Origin of the sequence: Nitrosococcus oceani ATCC 19707, assembly GCF_000012805.1 — a bacterium.
Lineage (GTDB): Bacteria > Pseudomonadota > Gammaproteobacteria > Nitrosococcales > Nitrosococcaceae > Nitrosococcus > Nitrosococcus oceani.
Genome location: NC_007484.1, coordinates 1,051,063 through 1,070,307, shown reverse-complemented (window position 1 = coordinate 1,070,307; position 19,245 = coordinate 1,051,063). Strand labels below are relative to the sequence as shown.

Annotated in this window: 20 protein-coding genes; 8 read left to right on the top strand and 12 right to left on the bottom strand. The window is 47.3% G+C overall.

Annotation, left to right across the window (positions count from 1 at the left end; genetic code table 11):
• Nucleotides 1–93 precede the first annotated feature (93 nt).
• The 3 genes from NOC_RS05290 to NOC_RS18085 all read left to right on the top strand — a co-directional run bounded on the left by NOC_RS05290 (nucleotide 94) and on the right by NOC_RS18085 (nucleotide 2,012).
• Nucleotides 94–660 carry a hypothetical protein gene (locus NOC_RS05290; RefSeq protein ID WP_002810882.1) on the top strand — a complete coding sequence of 189 codons (567 nt, stop codon included), beginning with the start codon at nucleotides 94–96 and terminating at the stop codon, nucleotides 658–660.
• Nucleotides 661–737: 77 nt separating this feature from the next.
• Nucleotides 738–1,658 (top strand): HEAT repeat domain-containing protein, encoded by a 921-nt coding sequence (locus NOC_RS05285; protein WP_002811515.1) that lies wholly within the window; start codon nucleotides 738–740, stop codon nucleotides 1,656–1,658.
• A 60-nt stretch (nucleotides 1,659–1,718) separates the two neighbouring features.
• A complete protein-coding gene (locus NOC_RS18085) occupies nucleotides 1,719–2,012 on the top strand; it encodes a hypothetical protein (RefSeq protein ID WP_231561592.1) in 294 nt (97 codons plus the stop codon).
• A 223-nt stretch (nucleotides 2,013–2,235) separates the two neighbouring features.
• Here NOC_RS18085 and NOC_RS18555 read toward each other — a convergent pair whose 3' ends face one another.
• Both NOC_RS18555 and NOC_RS05275 read right to left on the bottom strand, forming a co-directional pair.
• On the bottom strand, nucleotides 2,236–2,388 hold the full coding sequence (locus tag NOC_RS18555; RefSeq protein WP_368730327.1) for a hypothetical protein: 153 nt from the start codon (nucleotides 2,386–2,388) through the stop codon (nucleotides 2,236–2,238).
• On the bottom strand, nucleotides 2,379–2,825 hold the full coding sequence (locus NOC_RS05275; protein WP_002808974.1) for a transposase: 447 nt from the start codon (nucleotides 2,823–2,825) through the stop codon (nucleotides 2,379–2,381). Before NOC_RS05275 ends, NOC_RS18555 begins: the two co-directional genes overlap by 10 nt.
• 11 nt (nucleotides 2,826–2,836) lie before the next feature.
• Here NOC_RS05275 and NOC_RS05270 point away from each other — a divergent pair, with 11 nt between their 5' ends.
• On the top strand, nucleotides 2,837–3,058 hold the full coding sequence (locus NOC_RS05270; RefSeq protein ID WP_155814826.1) for a hypothetical protein: 222 nt from the start codon (nucleotides 2,837–2,839) through the stop codon (nucleotides 3,056–3,058).
• Between the two features lie 316 nt (nucleotides 3,059–3,374).
• Here the strand turns inward: NOC_RS05270 and NOC_RS05265 are convergent, their stop codons facing one another.
• Nucleotides 3,375–4,778 (bottom strand): dihydrolipoyl dehydrogenase family protein, encoded by a 1,404-nt coding sequence (locus NOC_RS05265; RefSeq protein WP_002809730.1) that lies wholly within the window; start codon nucleotides 4,776–4,778, stop codon nucleotides 3,375–3,377.
• Between the two features lie 103 nt (nucleotides 4,779–4,881).
• A complete protein-coding gene (locus NOC_RS05260; protein ID WP_011330523.1) occupies nucleotides 4,882–5,625 on the bottom strand; it encodes a PP2C family protein-serine/threonine phosphatase in 744 nt (247 codons plus the stop codon).
• Between the two features lie 420 nt (nucleotides 5,626–6,045).
• Here NOC_RS05260 and NOC_RS17855 point away from each other — a divergent pair, with 420 nt between their 5' ends.
• From NOC_RS17855 to NOC_RS05245, 3 genes are all read left to right on the top strand, one after another.
• Complete coding sequence (locus NOC_RS17855; protein ID WP_036526029.1) at nucleotides 6,046–6,261, top strand: RRXRR domain-containing protein; 216 nt, start codon at nucleotides 6,046–6,048, stop codon at nucleotides 6,259–6,261.
• A gap of 429 nt (nucleotides 6,262–6,690) precedes the next feature.
• Nucleotides 6,691–7,656: an acetoin utilization protein AcuC gene (locus NOC_RS05250; protein WP_002809985.1), complete on the top strand. Its 966-nt coding sequence runs from the start codon at nucleotides 6,691–6,693 to the stop codon at nucleotides 7,654–7,656.
• Nucleotides 7,657–7,766: 110 nt separating this feature from the next.
• Nucleotides 7,767–10,385: a UPF0182 family protein gene (locus NOC_RS05245; RefSeq protein WP_002809308.1), complete on the top strand. Its 2,619-nt coding sequence runs from the start codon at nucleotides 7,767–7,769 to the stop codon at nucleotides 10,383–10,385.
• Between the two features lie 39 nt (nucleotides 10,386–10,424).
• Here the strand turns inward: NOC_RS05245 and NOC_RS05240 are convergent, their stop codons facing one another.
• From NOC_RS05240 to crp, 8 genes are all read right to left on the bottom strand, one after another.
• Nucleotides 10,425–11,702: a cation:proton antiporter gene (locus tag NOC_RS05240; RefSeq protein ID WP_002810440.1), complete on the bottom strand. Its 1,278-nt coding sequence runs from the start codon at nucleotides 11,700–11,702 to the stop codon at nucleotides 10,425–10,427.
• A 235-nt stretch (nucleotides 11,703–11,937) separates the two neighbouring features.
• On the bottom strand, nucleotides 11,938–12,234 hold the full coding sequence (locus NOC_RS05235) for a hypothetical protein (RefSeq protein WP_002810586.1): 297 nt from the start codon (nucleotides 12,232–12,234) through the stop codon (nucleotides 11,938–11,940).
• A gap of 60 nt (nucleotides 12,235–12,294) precedes the next feature.
• A complete protein-coding gene (locus NOC_RS05230; RefSeq protein ID WP_011330422.1) occupies nucleotides 12,295–12,792 on the bottom strand; it encodes an IS630 family transposase in 498 nt (165 codons plus the stop codon).
• Between the two features lies 1 nt (nucleotide 12,793).
• Nucleotides 12,794–13,126, bottom strand: a complete 333-nt coding sequence (locus NOC_RS05225; protein WP_011330421.1) for an IS630 transposase-related protein — start codon at nucleotides 13,124–13,126, stop codon at nucleotides 12,794–12,796.
• Nucleotides 13,127–14,369: 1,243 nt separating this feature from the next.
• A complete protein-coding gene (locus NOC_RS05220) occupies nucleotides 14,370–15,236 on the bottom strand; it encodes a YicC/YloC family endoribonuclease (RefSeq protein ID WP_011330522.1) in 867 nt (288 codons plus the stop codon).
• A 548-nt stretch (nucleotides 15,237–15,784) separates the two neighbouring features.
• Complete coding sequence (locus NOC_RS16710; protein WP_002810412.1) at nucleotides 15,785–15,946, bottom strand: helix-turn-helix domain-containing protein; 162 nt, start codon at nucleotides 15,944–15,946, stop codon at nucleotides 15,785–15,787.
• Between the two features lie 121 nt (nucleotides 15,947–16,067).
• On the bottom strand, nucleotides 16,068–16,763 hold the full coding sequence (locus NOC_RS05215; RefSeq protein WP_002808661.1) for a hypothetical protein: 696 nt from the start codon (nucleotides 16,761–16,763) through the stop codon (nucleotides 16,068–16,070).
• A 1,248-nt stretch (nucleotides 16,764–18,011) separates the two neighbouring features.
• Nucleotides 18,012–18,662, bottom strand: a complete 651-nt coding sequence (crp, locus tag NOC_RS05210; protein WP_002808952.1) for a cAMP-activated global transcriptional regulator CRP — start codon at nucleotides 18,660–18,662, stop codon at nucleotides 18,012–18,014.
• A gap of 119 nt (nucleotides 18,663–18,781) precedes the next feature.
• Here crp and NOC_RS05205 point away from each other — a divergent pair, with 119 nt between their 5' ends.
• Nucleotides 18,782–19,201: an OsmC family protein gene (locus NOC_RS05205; protein ID WP_011330521.1), complete on the top strand. Its 420-nt coding sequence runs from the start codon at nucleotides 18,782–18,784 to the stop codon at nucleotides 19,199–19,201.
• Nucleotides 19,202–19,245: the final 44 nt, after the last annotated feature.

Genomic DNA, 19,245 nt, shown 5'->3' with positions numbered 1-19,245 from the left:
TAAGCATTTTTCTGGAGACATATCCTCATATCAAGGTCCCAGGATTGACTGAAACTTCTGGATAGTCACTTGACTACTACGAGGATGCCACTCATGAATACTTACCATCTAACAAAGGTTACAAAAAATTACCCGCTGCTGCTCGCACTATTCCCGCTCTTGCTGGCTTTTGCCTCTCAGCCAGCATTTGCCCATAGTGGCGCAACGGGCTCCTCAAGGACTAGCAACGTCACCCTTAACAATGGCAGTTGGCGAAATATCTTAAGCATTCCCGTTCTTTTGTCAAACCATACTCATTACTGCACTGTCGTTGGCAGTGCGGATGCAAGGCATGTCAGTGGCAACACTGGCAACCATCAATACACCTTTGGCCTCAGCCTTGATGGCGCGGTTCCAGCAGCCGGAGTCACACGTACAGTTGAACTCAACAACAACCCTGGCGTCGATGATCCTAATGTGATCGAAATTGGCAGTACTGCTTTTTTCACCGTCCCGGCTGGCGTGCATACTTTCCGTTGGCGGGCTAGAAGATCGAATGGGAATGGAAGCGCCGTAGTGGATGATGCGTCGATGACCATTAATTGCTTTAAGAAACGGCTTGGATTTATCATTCTACCGCCTATACCTGTACCTCCCGTCATTGAAAACCCTGCCCAATAAGGGCAGCTTGGCATCCCTCCTGCACCACGAGGAGGGATGTCCATCCTTTATTCTCTATCATCAAAGAAGAAAATATTATGAATGCTCGCCTAGCAATGGTACTTATCATCGGGTTACCTGTCCTCGTGTTGTTTTTAGCGAGCTCTCACGCCGCCAGCCCTCCAGCAACCGTTACTCCCCATACCAAAAAACAGGACATTACCCATCCCAAACTAACTGTTCGGTATAAAAAAGGCTTATTGAGCGCCGAAATTTACAACGTTCCCCTGGCTAAGGTTTTGCGTGAGTTTAAGGCTAAAACGGGACTGCAAAGCCATTTCAACGATCCGGAACTGGCGGATTATCCCGTATCGGCAAATATAGCCGAGGCTCCTCTGGTAGAAGCCCTTAAACAAATGCTCAGGGGATTTTCCTATGCCCTGCACCATACAGCGGAGCATAATATTATTCTCCTTTTGTCAACTTCACCAACACTAACCCACGCTGGACCTCTGTTAGGTACCGCAACATTTAAACAGTCTGCTCTAGATCCCTTCTCCAATACCAATAACACCGCCGAAGAGAAACCCCAAACTTTGGATGAATTTCAGCCCCTTGTGGAGGAAGATCCAACAGGCATGGAGGATGAAGAAGGAGGGAAGGCAAGCGCACCTATTCGCTCAGCAAAAGAAGAAGAACATAACGAAAAACTATTCCAACGGGCGATCGATGCTTTGCAATCTCCCCATAAAAGTTTGTATCCGGAAGCCATCAACCAATTGGCGGCTCTGGATGATCCCCGCGCAGCCGGCGCGCTAGTAGAAAGAGCTGCTAACGATACGCTAACAGCAAAGGAGCGGTTTCAAGCGATCGGGGCGCTTTGGCAACATGCGGTAAATTTTAACTCTGCCGAGGCAATAGCCACGGAAGCTTTGAAGGAACTTACTCAGGAGAACGACAAAAATATTAGCTATATTGCCGCCCAAGCATTAAATGAAATGCAACAGCATTTACAGTAGGTTTGTAACAATGCTCCTGCCAACGTGGCAATATCACCATTACAGAGCGGATGTATGCTCATGAAGCCAGCTATTGAGGCTCTGAGTAGTTTTTCTATAATTATCCTCCAGCGCAACAGCAATAGAGGAATAGGAATATTTTCGATAAAGCGTCTAACCTTTATCTTTCTAATTTTGATTCTGATAGGGGCCTTTTTCTATTTTGAGGGGCCTCAGTACCTTGAACTGGAAAGATTGAAGACGCATCAAGAATACCTCCATCAAACTATTGCTGGAGCGCCGGTAGTTTCAGTGGCGGTATTTTTTGTTGTTTATGTTTTAGTGACTACCCCCTCGTTGCCGGTACTGCGGTGATGACCATTGAGGGAGGAGCCTTACTTAGTTTAATTGTTGGTACCGTCATCGTTTCGTTTCCTTCGCCTCAACCTTAGGCGCGACTCTGGCATTTTTATCCTCCCGCTTTCTATTTCGAGAATATCTTCGCATCTGGAGTTTTTATTGGGTGAGTCAGTTGGCCATGCTTCCCGGCACCCTTCAATAAGCCTAAGCGCTTCGACTATAGCATTTCCCGATTAAGTTAAACACGTATTCTGACATGTCCGAAATAGACTTTGGCATGCTCTGGAATGAGAGGGTTGAGGATCTGAACGAGGGCCAGATATAAGCTCTCTTTAGTTCGTGCTTGGACTTTTCGGAGAAAATATTTGACTTTGGAGCAAGCTATTTTAATGGGGTTAAGATCTGGAAAATAGGGAGGCAGGTAAAGGAGTCGAGCGCCAGCTTGCTCATGGGTTCAGCGCCCCCCTCAGCTTTATAGGCGGCGGCATTATCGAGAATGACACACTGGCCCGGCTTCAGCGGCGGGCACAAGAACTGTTCTAAGAAATAGAGAAACACGGACCCGTTTAAGGTGTCCTCAAAGCGCATCCCTGTAACCAGCCCCTGAAGAGAAAGCACCCCGAGGGTGCTGATGCGTTCTCCCTTAGCGGTGGGTTTTTCGTCATAGACCCGCTGACCTTTGGGGGCATAGTCTAAGCTCAGGTTGAACACCGCCCCCATTTCATCGAGAAAAATCAGTTGCTCGGCGGCATAGGTGCAGACGCTCTCTTGATGCGCGCTCCATTGCCGTTGGAGCGGCTCGCTCTCGCGCTTGGGATTGTAGAACACTTTTTTTTCGGGTGATGCCCGGCCCCTTTAACGCCCGGCCCATCGCCGAGCTACTCACCCCCACCCCACGCTTACGGTGGTCCCTCCCCATGGAGCTGAGCCACAGCCTAACGGCGGGCTATGAGCGGATTGCCCTGGAAGATATTCGAACATTAAAGCTAACGCTCGCCAGGATTAGCTTGGTGAACCTCAAGCTTCCTTCAGGGTCGGATATTTATAGCTTTTATATTTAACGGCTTCAAGACCTTTTCCCGTTCCCGGGTTTGAGCCTGCGATGAGCAGCGATGAGATTTTTAGCAAGACGAATTATTTTGCTTTTCGCATTAATATTGATATTAGTGGCTATGAGCCTTTCTGGATGCGCTTATTATGGAGGGGGCTACTCTCTAGGGTATTATCCTGGACATTATTATCGTCCCTACTATGGCTCCTACTACCGTCCTCGTTATAGTAGCCATGGTTTCCGTTTTTATCATCGACACAGGCATCATTTCGGTCGCCATCACCATTTCAGGCGTCCTTATTGATTTTATAATGGTTAAGTTTAATCTAAGCACCAGGGCATTCAATTCCGTTTTCTGAACAAAGCCTACGGGCCAGAGAGCGGAGGAGTTCTGCATAGGTGGGATGATACCAGGTCATGCGTACTATATCTCTCAGAGTTCCTTGGTAATACAGAATAGGAGACAGAAGCTGGATGATCTCCGGCGCTGATGAGGGGCCAAAAATCTGGGACCCTAGTACACGGCCATCCCTGCGATCAGCCACCAATTTCCAAAGGCCCCAAGGAAGATCCTCGAGAATACCCATCCCCAGGGAAGATAAATCCTGGGTAGCTGAGATGACATCATAACCCTGTGCCTTGGCCTCTCTCTCCGTTAAGCCAATCAGCGCAGAAGGATATTCATCGAAAGTAATTGCCAGGGAAAATTTTTGATAATCCATAACCGCAGTGGGTTTGCCGTAAGCCGCATTGGCGCCGGCAACCTGACCCATTTCCGCCGCGTAATGCAATATTTGGTGATGGTTGATCGCATCGCCCGCAATATAGATATGAGGATTGCTGGTCTGGAGGTATTCATTATGCTGGATGGTGGAGCCCTCTACCTGCACCTCGGCATTTTCTAGGGCTAGCGCCTCAATATTCGGTCTCCGTCCAGTAGCAATTAATAGCTTGTCGGCATAGCGTTCAAGCAGGTTGCCTTGATGGACAATATGGCATAATAGCCCGTTTGCGGTGTCGGCTACCGATTGGAGTTCTCCAGGTACCAAACTGTTCATGTGAGGCGTGGTTTTCAGGGCGCGAAGCCGTGCTTCGCCAAACTCGGAATCAAAGTGCCCCAAAAGACCGGCGGTATCAAGGATAAGCACTTCTGTTCCTAACCGTGCAAAAAAGGTGGCCAACTCCAGGCCAATGGGGCCACCACCCAGTACCAGTAACCGTTTAGGCGCTTCGCCAAGAAGAGTTTGAATGCCCACAATATCGTCACTGACGAGCATGCGCCCGGCAGGTAAACCCTCAAGTCCTTTTATGGGGGGAATCCAAGCATGGGAACCGGTAGCGATAACATAGTTTTTAGCCCATAGGCGGCGTGTTTTCTTACCTTGGGTGACTTCTACTCCTTCTTTTCCTGGCAAAAACCGCGCCTCTCCTTCAATGAGGGTATAGGGCGCTCTTTGCATTTTTCCTTTAAGAGCGCGGGCAAGGCGGTTAAGATGCACATCTTTACGGTATATGGCTTCCAAAAAGGAGTATCCCTGGGCGGATGAAGCCAGCACGCTTTTCGAAGGCATGCAACCTTCCTGCACACAGGTGTTAAACATTTCGGGAATATACACCACTCCCACCCTAGAGGCTCCCGCATTGCAAGCAGCTCGGGCTGCGTTGGTGCCGGCCGTGCCCCCTCCCACTACCAGTACGTCAAAATTATTTTCGGCTGAAACCGGTGTCATTGGCTACTTTCTCCTGTATTTAGGGGGCTTAAAAATAAGTGCATCCGTACCTTAATCTCTCCCTCCCTAGCTTACCAGCCCCATACCATTAAGCACTAGGCAGTTAATTAATCTCTATTGCTATGAGGGTCATATCATCATGGGTTAGAATCCCGCCCGTATGCTCATGGATAGCCCTCAGAACGGCTTGTTTTAAGTGAAGCAAACTCTCGTTGCCAACCTGCCCAAGGATGGCCCGCAGCCGCTCTTCACCAAATAGCTGGCCCTGCGCGTCTGGGGCCTCAATGAGTCCATCCGTATACAGAAACAGGCGATCCCCGGAGACGAGCCGGATTTGCTCCTGATCATAGGGTATGCCTTTCATCACCCCTAATGGCAGGTTAGTTGCTTCCAAGCGCGCCTTCAACTCGATGGGCCGCCAGCACTGATCATCCTGCCGCCAAAGCAGCAATGGCGGGTGTCCAGCATAGGAAATGTAAAGTTGAGTATCGGCGAAACAGAAACCAGCAACTGCCGCCGTGGTCATTGCCTTAAGTCCACATTCGGTAACTACCTGCCGATTCAGTCTGGCAAGGACGTCGCCAACTTCATGACTGTTTACCTGCGCCGCCAGCGCGTCGTAAAGCCACCGGCCGATTCGATTAACATCTGGACCATGTCCGACTACATCGGCTATGGCGATACGGGTAAGCATATCCGCTTCGCAGACACTAAAGTAATAGATATCGCCGCCTTTGCACCCCTCAGACGCATTTGAGTAGAGACTAGCGGTTAGGGCGCGAGTCGATAAGTCTTCGTTGGTGGCTCTGGTACCACCCCAGATCTCCGCACAGTGCATACGATACATGTTTATTTCCTTGCTCGCTAAATTTCAGTTGGGACCGGTTTTTTTGGGACTCAATTTAAATGTGACAATTTTCTTTATGAATGAGTCCCGACGTAGTAATTAATATTTTATATTTCCACAGTGAGAAGAATTGGCGTCCCAGGCTAGGTAGTAAAAAACCATCACTTCTCTCTATAAGCTTGCCTTGCTAGTCTTTGTTCTTAATTACAGTATTTTTTGTCTTCATTTACTAATATAAAAAATAAGCTATTGTTATAGAAGTGTGGATTTCCACAATTTATAAATTATAGATAGTCAACCACCCCTTCCTAAAGGACGGGGCTTAAGTAAGCCGCAAGCTAAGCGGATTAATCAAGATAAAACAGTTGACTAGACAGAAAGTTAAACGGATTTCTCGTGGCAGGGGAAATGATACCGGGAATGCCTCCCTCTAAACCGAGTCGCACCAGGCGTTGGGTTAGAGAAGGTAAGGCAACGCCTTTTTGGAAGCACGGGGTTTTCTGCGTGCGGCTGAATGCAGCCCCGTGGGATAGAAAGTTACAACCAATAGCGGTAGGTATTGACCCCGGCAACAAGAAAGAGGGATGTGGCGTTAAAACCGATGCGGTGATCGATCTAGGTCAAGGATGCGATTGAGGTTTGGAGGAATATACGGCGAGCTGGGCAGTTTAGGAAAACCCCGCGCCGTAAGAACAGAGATAACCGTGCCCGCAGTCCATTTCCACCTTCCCCCAAAGCCTGCCGACAGTGGAAGCTGAAGCTCTGCACAGGTGGCTAGCGAAACTGTTCCCCGTTGACTGCTTTCAAAGGGGGGGTATTCGAAAGCCTTACAGCGGCATGCTCAGTTATGGGTTTAAGCGTGGCAGTTTAATCAAACATCCTAAGTGGGGGGTCACTTATGTGGGGGAAGTTTTGAAAGACCGAATCAGTTTACATGCCATGACAAGAGGAAAAAGGCTCTGCCAAAACGCAAAGCCTGCCGATTGCCGTTTTTTAATTTTTAATACATGGAGGCCACGCTTGCTCCCCGCCATGAACAGCAGGGTGTCTAGCGAGAATTTCTAAATGAACAAAAATGTTTGCGTTTATATGGGAGAATTATTGCAGCGTTATAATTTTGGTGAAAGGCATCCTTTTGGCCCCCGCCGACAGGCCGCCTTTATGGATGAATTCTATCATCAGGAGCTTGATCAAAAAGTCGTGATGGAGAAGCCGATTATCGCTGCTCAAGAACAAATTGAATGGTTTCATCTCCCTGACTATGTTGAAAGAGTTAAGCACTCTTCCATAGCAGGGAGAGGCTTTCTGGATTATGGGGATACGCCTGCTTTTCCAGGTGTTTATGAAGCAGCTGCGGCGGTTGTGGGAACCGTGCTAAAGGCAGTGGATGGCATGATGACCGGATCTTGCCGGCGAGCTTTTATTCCAATTGCTGGTTTGCATCACGCCCGCCGCGAAGCTGCCGCTGGTTTTTGCGTCTTTAATGACTGCGGCGTGGCCATTGAAGCGTTACGGCGGCAGTATGGGGTGCAGCGAATAGGATATGTGGATATCGATGCCCATCATGGAGATGGGGTGTTTTACGGCTTTGAGGAAGACCCGAATGTGATTATTGTTGATCTCCATGAAGATGGCCGTTATCTATATCCTGGAACGGGATCTAAGGATGAAACGGGCACTGGCCCTGCCGTAGGCAGCAAGCTAAATATTCCTATGCCGCCAGGGGCCACGGATAAGAAATTTTTAGAATCTTGGGAACAAGCAGAGGCATTTCTAAAACGGGGCCAGCCAGAATTCATTTTGTTTCAGTGCGGTGCGGATAGTTTGGCGGGCGATCCGCTTACTCACCTTGGATATAGCCCTACAGCCCATGCACATGCCGCAAAGCGCTTATGTGCCATCGCGGAACAATATAGCTCGGGGCGCATCCTTGGCTTAGGGGGAGGAGGGTATGATTTGGATAACCTCGCTAAGGCGTGGTGTGCGGTCGTGCAGGCGTTTGTTACAGCAGATGTTTTCCTATCTGATTAATTCTGCTGAAAAATTTTGATGATCACAAATGCGCCAGGGTGTCTTTCTGAGAGAGTATCAAAGTGGTCTTCAAGAGAGAAGTTATAGCTAATTAGAAAAGGAAAAATAGAATGTCCCGGTGGAAGCGTAGATTTTTGATTCTAGGTCTTAGCATTGTAGTTCTCGCTGTTTTTTTGCTAATTGCTGGTTTTGAAGGTATTCCTTTTTTAGTAGATTTATGGTGGTTTAGCGCCCAAGACTACGGGTTTTATTTTTGGCAACGAGCGCTTTATCAATTAGTTGTTTTCATACAGGTAAGTATTGTTTTTTTTCTTATTTTCTTTGTTAATTTTTGGGTGGCCTCACATTACCTCGGATCGGAACGTCCCGCCGATATTCCACCAGGCGCACCAAGAAAAAAATTTAAAAATTTATTTTTCAGGTTTCAGACTGGATCACTCTGGATTTATACACCACTCTCCCTTGTCCTCAGTATTATCATTGCCTGGCCTCTTTTTCAGCAATGGGAGTCCTTTCTGCTCTATCTTGTAGCCCCCGATATGGGTATTCAAGATCCGGCTTATGGCAAGAATATTTCCTATTATCTTTTTTCCTTTCCCATTTATGTGCTTATCCTGCAGCGTTTATTAATCTCTTTTTTGTTGCTTTTAGCAAGTTTAACCTTGTTTTACTGGATAGAAAACCGTTTACTTTCCCAGCATGGCAAACGTTTGCCAACCGGCGCTAAGTGGCATCTGAGTATTTTGGTATTGATGGTTTTCTTTATAGAAATATGGGATTTTTTCCTGCAGCGTAACGGGCTTGTCTACAGTGAAGCCCATCAGCCCTTGTTTTCCGGCCCTGGTTTCGTTGAGATGCGGGTTATTCTGCCTTTTATTTGGCTATCCATGTTTTTCCTATTAGGCATTGCCTTTTTCTTGCTATTGTTTATCCATAAACGCAAAGGATTAAAGACACTCGCAGTTTTTTCCTTACTTTTTATCCTTTCTCTGGGTGCCCGCCATTTTCATTTTTTACATTGGGCCACTCAAGAATATATTGTTAAACCTAATGAATTATCTATACAAAAACCTTTTATAGAAAATAGCATTAAAGCCACCTTGGATGCCTATAAACTTAGTAATGTAGAAGTCAGAAAATTTGAAAGAAAAAAAGCCCTAAAAAATATTTTTAACGCCAAAGTTCAGGATCTCCTCCATAATGTTCCCGTTTGGGATAAGGAGCTAGTAGGACAAGTGTATCGTCAGCTTCAGCAACTGCGGACTTACTATGGATTTCCTGCGGAAAACGTTGATCGGTACATGATTAACGGGAAAAAGCAGCAAGTTTTTCTAGGCGCACGGGAATTAAACTACGATAAGCTTCCAAGCGGCGCCCAGAAGTGGGTAAATGAACATTTGCTCTATACCCATGGTTATGGGCTGGCGATGAGCTCGGCTGGCCAAGGACAGGGAGAGGCATCTATGGATTGGTTTATCCGTGGAATTCCACCGGAGTCCGATGAGGGATTTAATATTAAGCAGCCCGGTATCTATTATGGCCGAGGATCTTATCGTTATGCGATTGCGCCTAATGAGAATAGGGAATTCGATTATCCAAAGGGAAACGCCAATGTAATGACGGACTACCAAGGAAAAGGCGGCGTGTCCCTGTCCTCGTTGTTTGAAAAATATATTTTTTCTGTCTATTTTCAGGATAAGGATATATTCTTTACTACCCAAACCTACGATAAAAGCAAAATACTCTTTCGGCGTAATATCATCGAACGCATTGAAACTTTAACTCCCTATCTTCTTCTAGATGCTGCTCCTTATTTGGTGGCTACTACCGAGGGATTATACTGGATTCAGGACGCCTATACGGCCTCAACTTGGTATCCTAACGCTGATGTTCTGGGGTTAATGAGGTTTGAGTTTCCTATTCCACCCAAGGGCAGTGAAAAAATCAATTATATTCGTAACTCAGTAAAAATCGTGGTAGATGCTTACCACGGCACGGTTAACTACTATATATTTGATTCTAGCGATCCCATCATCCAGGCTTATAGCCGCATTTATCCAGGACTTTTCAAACCTAAAGAGCAAATGCCCGAGGATATTCGGGCTCATATCCGTTATCCCAAGGACTTATTTGAAATACAAATGGGGATTTACGCCAAATACCATCAAACTGATCTAGAAATATTTTATCAGCAGGAGGATATGTGGACGTTTGCGCAAAAATATAATAGAGAATCAGAAACTCGTTTACGGCCCTATTATCTGACGTTGGATTTGATCGAAGAGAATAGGCTTGATTTTCTTTTGTTTCTACCCATGATTGTCAAAGGGCAGGATAATATGCGGGCCATGCTCGTGGCGGGCAGCGATGATCCTTATTATGGCAAACTCATTGCTTATAGCTTTCCTAAAGGGGAATTGGTGTTTGGACCTGCTCAAATCAATGCCGTTATTAATGAAGATCCCAAAGTCTCCGCCCAATTTACCCTGTGGAACCAGGACGACTCCAAAGTTGTTTTAGGGGATATGATCATTATGCCAGTGGATCAGGTGATTCTTTATATCCAGCCCGTTTTTCTCACCATCAAAGATGACGTAAGAATTCCTAAGCTGGAGCGTATTATTATCAGCGATGGCCGATCTGTGGTGATGGAACCCACGTTAATGGAAGCCTATGCCAAGCTTAAAGAGCGTATAGAAACCGAGGGAGCAGAGGGCGAAAGTCATTAATCGAAGGAAACATAAGCCTCGCTTTTAGAGAGGCAAGCGCTATTTTTTGTCGGTACGGGTCAATTTGGCGTTATCGGATTTTTTCTCCGTCCCTTTTCTACGGCCTAGTAATATTTTGAGGAAGAGAGGAGTCACCAATGTGGTGGCGAGAGCCATGATAACAATAGCTGAGAATAAGTTTTCCACTATTGAGGGCGTAGGTTCCGGTCTTTGGAACAATCCTGCCTGCAAAGCGATGTCGGCAATAATAAGTTCCACAGCTCCCCGAGCACTCATGCCTGTACCGACAGCAGCAGCGTCGCGGATGGAGAAACCTGACCAATAGGCAGGCAGTCCCGCGCCAATGAATTTGCAGACAAAAGCGGCATAGATGAGATAAATCACAAAAATGGGATCTTCAGTAATAGCGCTCAGATCAAGGTGCAGGCCAATGGAAGCGAAGAACAAAGGAGCGAGGAAACCCTCACTGATTCCGCTGAGCCTGCGTTTGTTCTCTTCGTAGGCCATCTTATTGATGGTTTTTGGCGTAAAAAGCACGCCGGTAATAAAAGCCCCTAGGATAAAATGCATGCCAAGCATTTCCGCGAGGACGGCATTAGCCAAGGCAATGATGAGCAAGCCACTAAAGTTAATTTCATCAAGACGAAACCGGGTAATAAACTTGCCAATGAAGGGCAATGTGAAATAGCCAACTACACCAGTTACCATAAAGAAAAGCAGAACCTGGCCCAACAAATACAGGAGCGAGCTAATATCCGGGAACTCGCCCGTATTGAGCATGGCCGTTAGCACTGCTAGTAACAACAAACTGAGCACATCATCGAAGAAGGCCGCTGAGACGATGGTCTGACCTACCCGCGAACGGAGGGTGCCTAAATCCATGAGAACCCGAACCACTACCGGGACTGCCGTGATAGCCAGGGCGGTGCCAAGGAACAGGGCTTGGGCCTGCTTGTAATGGGAATCAGGAATCAGTAGCCACCCTAGACCTAGCCCTAGGGCCATAGGGACAACCATACCCCCCACAGCGACGAAAAAAGCGCTGCGGGAAACTTTGGCGAGTTCTTGCAGACGCATCTGCATTCCCGCCAAGAGCATGAGGAAAAAGATGGCCAGATCGGTGAGCGCAATAAAGACCTTATCTTCCGTGATGCCAACTAAGGCAGGAAAGTTGTCGGGAAATTCAGCGGCCAGGGCGCCAAGCGCTATTCCTGCCATCACCTCTCCAACAAGGGAGGGTTGGCCGATACGCTTGGAAAATTCACCCAATAAACGGGTAGTTAGCAACAGAACCAGCAGTATATAGAATAGTTCCATAGGAATAAATTAAGTATCCCGGCAGAATTTTTAAAAGGAGAACAATACCCCCTCTCTCCAAGATAATCTGGTGCACACTGGGGCGTAGTCACTGACTTGAGCAACAGGCCACGCAGCTGCTTCTATGGTCTGACCTTCGTCAGCACCGACTTCGCGATACCAATCTCCTCGTGGCGAAACACCCCATCATGCGTGGCCAATTCCGGGGTATGGCGGGGAACCCCTCCTCCCTGCGTCAGTCGCCGTCCTGATTTAAACGGCGCTTGCCCTCGCCGCAGCTATCCCCTACTTTATTCTCCACCGAATCACGAGTTTCCTCCCTGCTGTCTTGCACCGTGCGGACCACACCCTTCTTCATCTCCCCGGCGGCTTTCTTGGGATCACAGCGGCCACTTACCCCCACAGGGACCTCCATAACCGAATTGGGAACCGCTTTCTTGGCATCGCAGTCGATGATATCCGGCATCAGGCCCACGTAAGCAAGCGTAGACGACAGCAGCAGACTGCCCGGGATGAAGCTAAATTCCGGCATGAAGGTTTTCCTCAAAAGCGGTTAAAATGCCAGGTACGTCAAGTATAGCTAAATCTATAATTACTGATACGCTGCAACGATATTCTCAAGGGTTTCATGTTCGTTGTATTCTCTGATTTTTTTGATATTTCCGAAGTCTTTTTCTATGGGGTTAAAGTCAGGGGAATAAGGGGGGAGGAATAAAATTCCCGCCCCTGTTTTTTTGATGATTTCACGTGAAGAAACGGCTTTGTGGAACGGAGCATTATCCATGATGACAATGTGGTTGCTGTTGAGCAAGGGGCAAAGCTCTTTTTCCAGCCATGCATTGAACACAGCCGTGTTACAGGTTCCCTCAAATAGAAACGGCGCTTCAAAGCCTTCATCCATACGGGCGGCCAATAAAGAGGTTCGCGGTCTGCGATGACCGGAGATCAGACCATAAACACGCCGCCCCTTTGGAGCGTAAGCGTAACGACGGGAAACCTCCGGCTCAAAACCGCTTTCATCAAGATAGACAAATCTTTTGCCGCGGCGGCGATAGCGTTCACGAAGGCGAAGAAAGCTCTTTCTTTTCATATTACAGCGCTGCGTGTACCCCGTCATTTTTTTTACGGGTTAACCCCATTTTGTGCATCGCATGCCAAATACAGTAATACGAAACGCCAAAATGCCGGGCGCGTTCTTTATAGGTGAGAGCAGCCTTGTCTTCCACATGGACCCGTAAAGCCTCCCAGTCCAGCTTGTGTGAACGGCGAGGGCCGGGACGCTCGTAACACAGCGCATCATCCTGCGACAACCAGCGATAAATGCTCGCGCGGCCTACCTGAAATCTCCGGGCCGCTTCCGCCTTGCTTCCACCGCCCCTTACAAAATCGATTACTCGTTTGCGCAAATCAATTGAACATCTCATCACAACAGTATGAATGAATATAACACAAATGTCTCAATATTTATAAATTTAGATATAAATAGTGTAGTCACTCGATAAAAAATATGAAATTCTGTGTAAGAAAGAGGATCTCATATGACACCTTCACATCGCCGACATGACCTATCAGACGAAGTATGGGCATTCCTGGAGCCGCATTTGCCGGGGCGCAAGAACAATGGGCGGCATAGCAAAAAAGACCGCCAGCAATCTATTAAGGCTGTTTCTGAATTGTGCGCAAGGGTGCGCCGTTGGGACGTTTAACGGCCTTGCTGCTGCCCACCGCCAATACCGAGATGATGGCCTTGTTTCTAGCGCAGGTGGCTTAGGAGTTCTCCGAATACTTTAGTCTTATACTTGTCAGCCGTGCCGGTTGGCCCCCCCCTAGTTAAGCGTGCCCAAGAACATCCGCTTAGTCCCTCAGCCGGCCCGTAGCTCGGAACTCAACCCGGTTAAGTATCTTTTGGGAAGAGCTGCGAGAGAAAACCTTGGCTAAGCCCTCCCTTCTCTTTGCTTATAAGGAGCTAGAAAATACACTCTGCACCGTCCTCAATCAGCTCGCGGATAAACCCCATCGCCTCCGCTCCCTCACCGACTTCCCTTATTTGAGAATGACTGCTTGTAATACAAATTAGTATAAACCAGTGCTGCAGGAAATAAATCCGCAGCATTTATTCAATACTAACAGGGCGGTAATTTAGAATAGAAAGGCTCAATCGCTTCCGTGAGTTTCCTGTTAGGGAATATATCGTTTCCATCTCTTCCAAGGACTGTCCCTTGGGTGTTTTTCTTGCGGAATTTCTCAAACCCGATGTCGGTAAAAGCGGCTTGTTTGCGGTAGCTTTCCGCAAGGCGCTGCCGTGGCTGACAGATACTGTTCCGTGAGCGGTCGCCGACCTAGAAGTCTAATACCTGGGCGCGAACGCGGATCGAGCGCCGACCAGAATCATTGCTTGTTCGCTTTACAGCCCAAAAATCTCCCTTGGGCTTCCAGACACAGGAGAGCCATGGCCTGTGCTCTCGTCAATATGATGAGCCTCGATCACAAACCGCCACCCGCAGACCGCACAGACATAATTTTGCTTGCTGGAGTAGGCGCAGGGGGTTTTTCTTAATACGCGATAATCCGCAACAAGGACAACGCGAGTTGTTCAGCAGAGCGACTCCTTATAAAGAAAGCATCTATGACGGCGGGACCGCTCTGCTTTTACAAAGTCTATGAAGGTTATTCGATGTTTTGAATCTGTTCCCGTACTTGTTCGATAAGCACTTTAAGCTCAACCGCATCCTGACTAATCTCCACATCGGCGGATTTAGCAGCCAGAGTATTGGCTTCTCGGTTAAGTTCCTGCATCAGAAAATCCAAACGCCGGCCAATAGGCTCCTTACGCTGAAATACTTCCCGTACTTCAGCCATATGAGATTGAAGCCGATCCAATTCTTCTGTGATATCGCTCTTTTGGGCAAAAAGTACTAGCTCTTGTTCTATCCGCCCCTGTTCCAGATCAGCCTGAACCACCTCTAGCCGTGCTAGCAAACGTTCCCGAAAATGGAGCATGGCTTGAGGTAAATGGGCACGGACCCGCACGATAATGGCCTCGATTTCTTCACAGCGCTGAGTGATAAATGCGGCTAAGCGGCGCCCTTCCGCAGCTCGGGTCTCCAGCATCTGATTTAAGGCTTCTTCCAAGGCGGATAAAGCCCCAATTTTCAGCTGCTCCCCGTCCACGGGAGGAGTTTGCAACACGCCTGGCCAGCGCAATACTTCCAGACTATTGAGGGGAGCAGGATTATGGGATAAAGCCTCAATCTCTTCGCATAGCTGCACCAATTGGCGAGTTACTTGTTCGTTCAGAGAGAATTTGGGGGCCTGCTCAGAAGGAGGGAGATAACGCAAAGTGCAGTCAACTTTTCCTCGTTTGAGCCGGCAGCCCACTTGCGTCCGTAGCTGGCTTTCAATAAAGCGCAATTCTTCCGGTAAACGCACTGAAATATCCAAATAGCGGTGATTAACGGAACGCAGTTCCCAGGTGAAAGTTCCTACATCACTTTGTGCTTCTTGGCGCGCAAACGCCGTCATGCTGTAAATCACATCCTTCTCCAGACGCAACTTTATGAGATAACTTTAATACTGACGCCCTCCACCCTAGGCGCGTCAGACTATATGAGCGAGAGTTCTTAAATTGCTCCAAAAACCTTCCTGTTACGATGCGGCTTTATTAGGCTGCGGTGCTTAGACTGCACAGCCCCACTCCACAGGTTCTACCACTATTCCGGCGGTTTTGACATGCTATACTATCGCAATGCCGCACTTGCGGGGAGTACCACCACAAGCAGGGCTCACCTATTTACGAATATCCAAAAGGCAGGAACACAGTGGCATGCCTGCAACTTTGGTCTAACAGCGCTTTGAGCTAGGAAAACCGTGCTCGGTCTCGGCCACGGCTCATCCTACCTTTTGCCGTTCCAGCAAATGTAGCGATAAATACTTGCTTTTCATCGACGCAGAACATGGCCTGGATCAACCGTATTCTACCGGACACGCTTGCGCTTGAATTTAGGCTATTGAGCCCGTGTTTTCCAGCAGATGGCCCCTCGGCCCCGCAAGGATTGTCGAAGATCGCACTCGATACCTTCCGTTCATTCGCAGAAATGCTTGCCCCAATGCTGCTCTGAATAATGGGCATCCGCACAATATTCGAGCATATTGTTCCAGACGAAACGCCCATACCAGAACGAATAAGCCAGCAGCTTGACTTGGGCGAATCCCGGATAGATACGCGCTTTGTAGGCTCGCTTCATTAATTTTTAGTTTACCGAAGACGTTATGTTCTATAAAAGTCGCTGGCAGGGCTTGATGCGATTTTTAGTAAACCTGCTTAAAACAAATTAAATTAAGGGATTAGTCGCGGCCAGACCAACCTTAATAGACGGCCGCATGGAAGTAATGAGGATTCCCTGGACGAAAAAAATTAACACTTCCGGAGTAAGAGCGTACTTCCCCTGGATCGAGAATTGCTTCATCAGAGGACTGCTCACCGTTGGTGATCTCTGCCGAACCAACTTGAATACCTAGCTTATCGAAAAGTAGAATTTTTACTTCAGGATATATCGCGGACGATCCATCGTTTTGCAATACCACCCGGTATTCGGTTGCTGTTTCGCCTTGATTTTTTGTTAGGGTAAAAATAATATTCCGTAGATATTGGTCAGTAACAGAAATAGCCCTGTCATACTCTAACGGTAATAAATAGGGCAATCGCCCTTGAACCAGCGCGTTCCGTTCATTCTGCAGCTTTTCCAACGCTGCGGTCGCTGCCACCAAATGCCGTCTTTGTTTATTAAATTCTGCCGAAATGCGATTATTTTCCGCAGATAATCCAGAAATATAAATCCATAGAAGCAAGATTGTTAATGAGAATAAAAAAATGGAACTACCCAACGCAAGCTGAAGTAGCTTAATTTTTAGAGCACTGCGGCGTCGCCTTCCAGTACGACCCGTATATGGCCGAATAAATTCAGAACTGGGGCTCGGAGCAGAACTGTCCTGCTTTGACTGTGGCCAATCTTGCTCTTCAACAGATAATAAGGGATCTTGGTGGATATCATGTTTATCCATACTTTTTGTAGCTATTAAGGATGCTAGGCAACCTCAACATCCGTAGCTTCCTCGCAAATATAAAAAATTACGCCTTTTAATGATCTATAATTCTAATACAAATTATATGCCGACCTTGTATATAATATTATATTTCAAATACTTACCATGCCCTTACATGGTTAACTCGTGATTAATTTTCGCTAATTTTTACATCTTGCCAATGCTGGATTATTAACTTAAATATATTTATATTTATTTTCAATAGCTTACATTATTGCTCGGTGTTCAATTCTTTTACACGGTGGCCAATTCCACCTCATGCTTGAAGCGGCTTTGGAGTTTCGCCATAGGAATTAAGCCTAGAATTTTACAATCAATAAACCCTGTTCCGGGATACACTTAAGGACACGATCGCAAGGCAAAAAGAACACACGTACCTTTTTGTAGATAGCCCGTGCAGGCGCACACTGACGGAAATTGCCACCTGAATTTAGTCCGCGGTAGTGCATTGGAATTAAACACGGATGTTTTTAATGACCCCCTCGCGAGCGTGCGAAGTGAAACGGCGCATCAAGCGTGAGGGCCAGCATTGCTTGCGTTTGGCCATGAATTAGCGCTAGCATGCGCTTGTTCGCGGAACCTGGGATGGGGAGCACCCGAAGGGAAACCCCTTTGCCGAAGGCTACTAGGGACCGCGAATTATCCAAGCGGATGAAATTTTGTAGGAGGAAAATTGAAATCAGTCATGGAGAAACTCCAAGTTAAATCTCACCCCCCTAATGTAGGAATTCAAGAGAACTGAAAATTCGGAAAGTATCGGTCGTTCAAGCGATGGTTTAATAACAAAATCTGTACCCTATGTGAAGCGCATGGCGACCCGTTGTGGTTATTTTAACACCGGGGCAGATGTCTGATTACACGCCTACAATCCCCTTAATCTCTGGCTTTATGACACCTGTGGTGCTGGGCGGATAAGAGGCTATGATGGCGATACCATTAACGTCATTATTCCCCCGAAGAAAAATCGCTGCATACAACGCGACTGTGATTACGCACTGTATGCAGAGCGTAACCTTGTTGAACGTTTATCTGTCTCTTGCTGCAATCATGCTCTGGCTTAAGTAGATCCTAAGTAAGCAGTCATCATGAGAGATGAATCTTTATTTGGCGATAAACCTGTTCATCCTGGCCTTATCGCTTACTTATGTATAACTTACTGAACAGGCTTACTATTTCATTTTTGGGTAGCTAAGCAATCAGCCTAAATTAGCGGGTGCCATAAACCACAATGGTCTTGCCTTTAGCCCAAATCGAACCCTGCTGCTGCAGCTCTTTAAGCACCCTCCCTGCCATCTCCCGGGAGCAGCCTACGATTCGGCTTATCTCCTGCCGAGTAATACGGATCTGCATACCGTCAGGATGAGTCATGGCATCGGGCTGCTGGCACAGATCTAACAATGTTCGCGCAACCCTGCCGGCTACATCCATAAAGACTAGATGGCTAACTTTGCGATTAGTTTCCAGGAGGCGCCGAGTGAGTTGACGGCCAAGAGCGAGCAAAATCCGATGATAATGCTCTGCCAGCGGCCCTTGGGATAAATACCGCAGTCGCTCATAGGTGATTGCCGCTAACTGGCAGGGAGTTCGGGCTTGTATGAGCACACTCCGATTCTGAATCTCGGCGAACAACCCCATCTCACCGATAAAATCTCCCTGGTTAAGGTAGGCCAAGATAAGCTGGTTGCCCTCTTCGTCTTCTATATAGACGGTTGCAGAGCCCTTGCGAATATAATACAGCGTATCCGCTGGGTCTCCAGGGCGAAGAATGGGTACCTTAGCAGAAAAATTCTTAATATGACAATACTCAAGGAAACACTCGATGGAATCCTGTCCCGCTAGGGGCAAATTCCGTCCCATGGTAGTCCTTTCTAGCCTAGACCCAATCATGACTCAGCGCTCTTATCCTATAGTGAACTCAACCTATAGTAGTATTGGCAACAATAGGAACATCTTTAATTACCCTGGAGCTATCGTTTATGAAAGCCCGTATTAAATGGATCGAGAAAAGCAGCTTTACCGGCCAATCAGGAAGTGGCCATACCATAGTGATGGATGGACCTCCTGGGAACGGTGGGCACAACCGAGGCGTTCGGCCCATGGAAATGCTCTTGCTAGGTCTGGGTGGCTGTACCGCCTTTGATGTTGTGCAAATTTTACAGAAAAGCCGGCAGCCCATTACCGACTGCGTGGTAGAGATTTCGGCCAAGCGGGCGGAAACCATACCCAAAGTATTTACCCATATTCATGTCCATTTTAAAGTTTCTGGCCACGGACTCAAAGAACATCATGTCAAAAGAGCCATTAAACTCTCTAGCGAAAAATACTGCTCCGCTTCTATCATGTTGGGTAAAGTCGCTTCTATTAGCCATGATTACGAGATTATTGATATCGACTAGCTTGAAGAAAAAATGCCTAATCTATACCTAAACTAAAACAATGG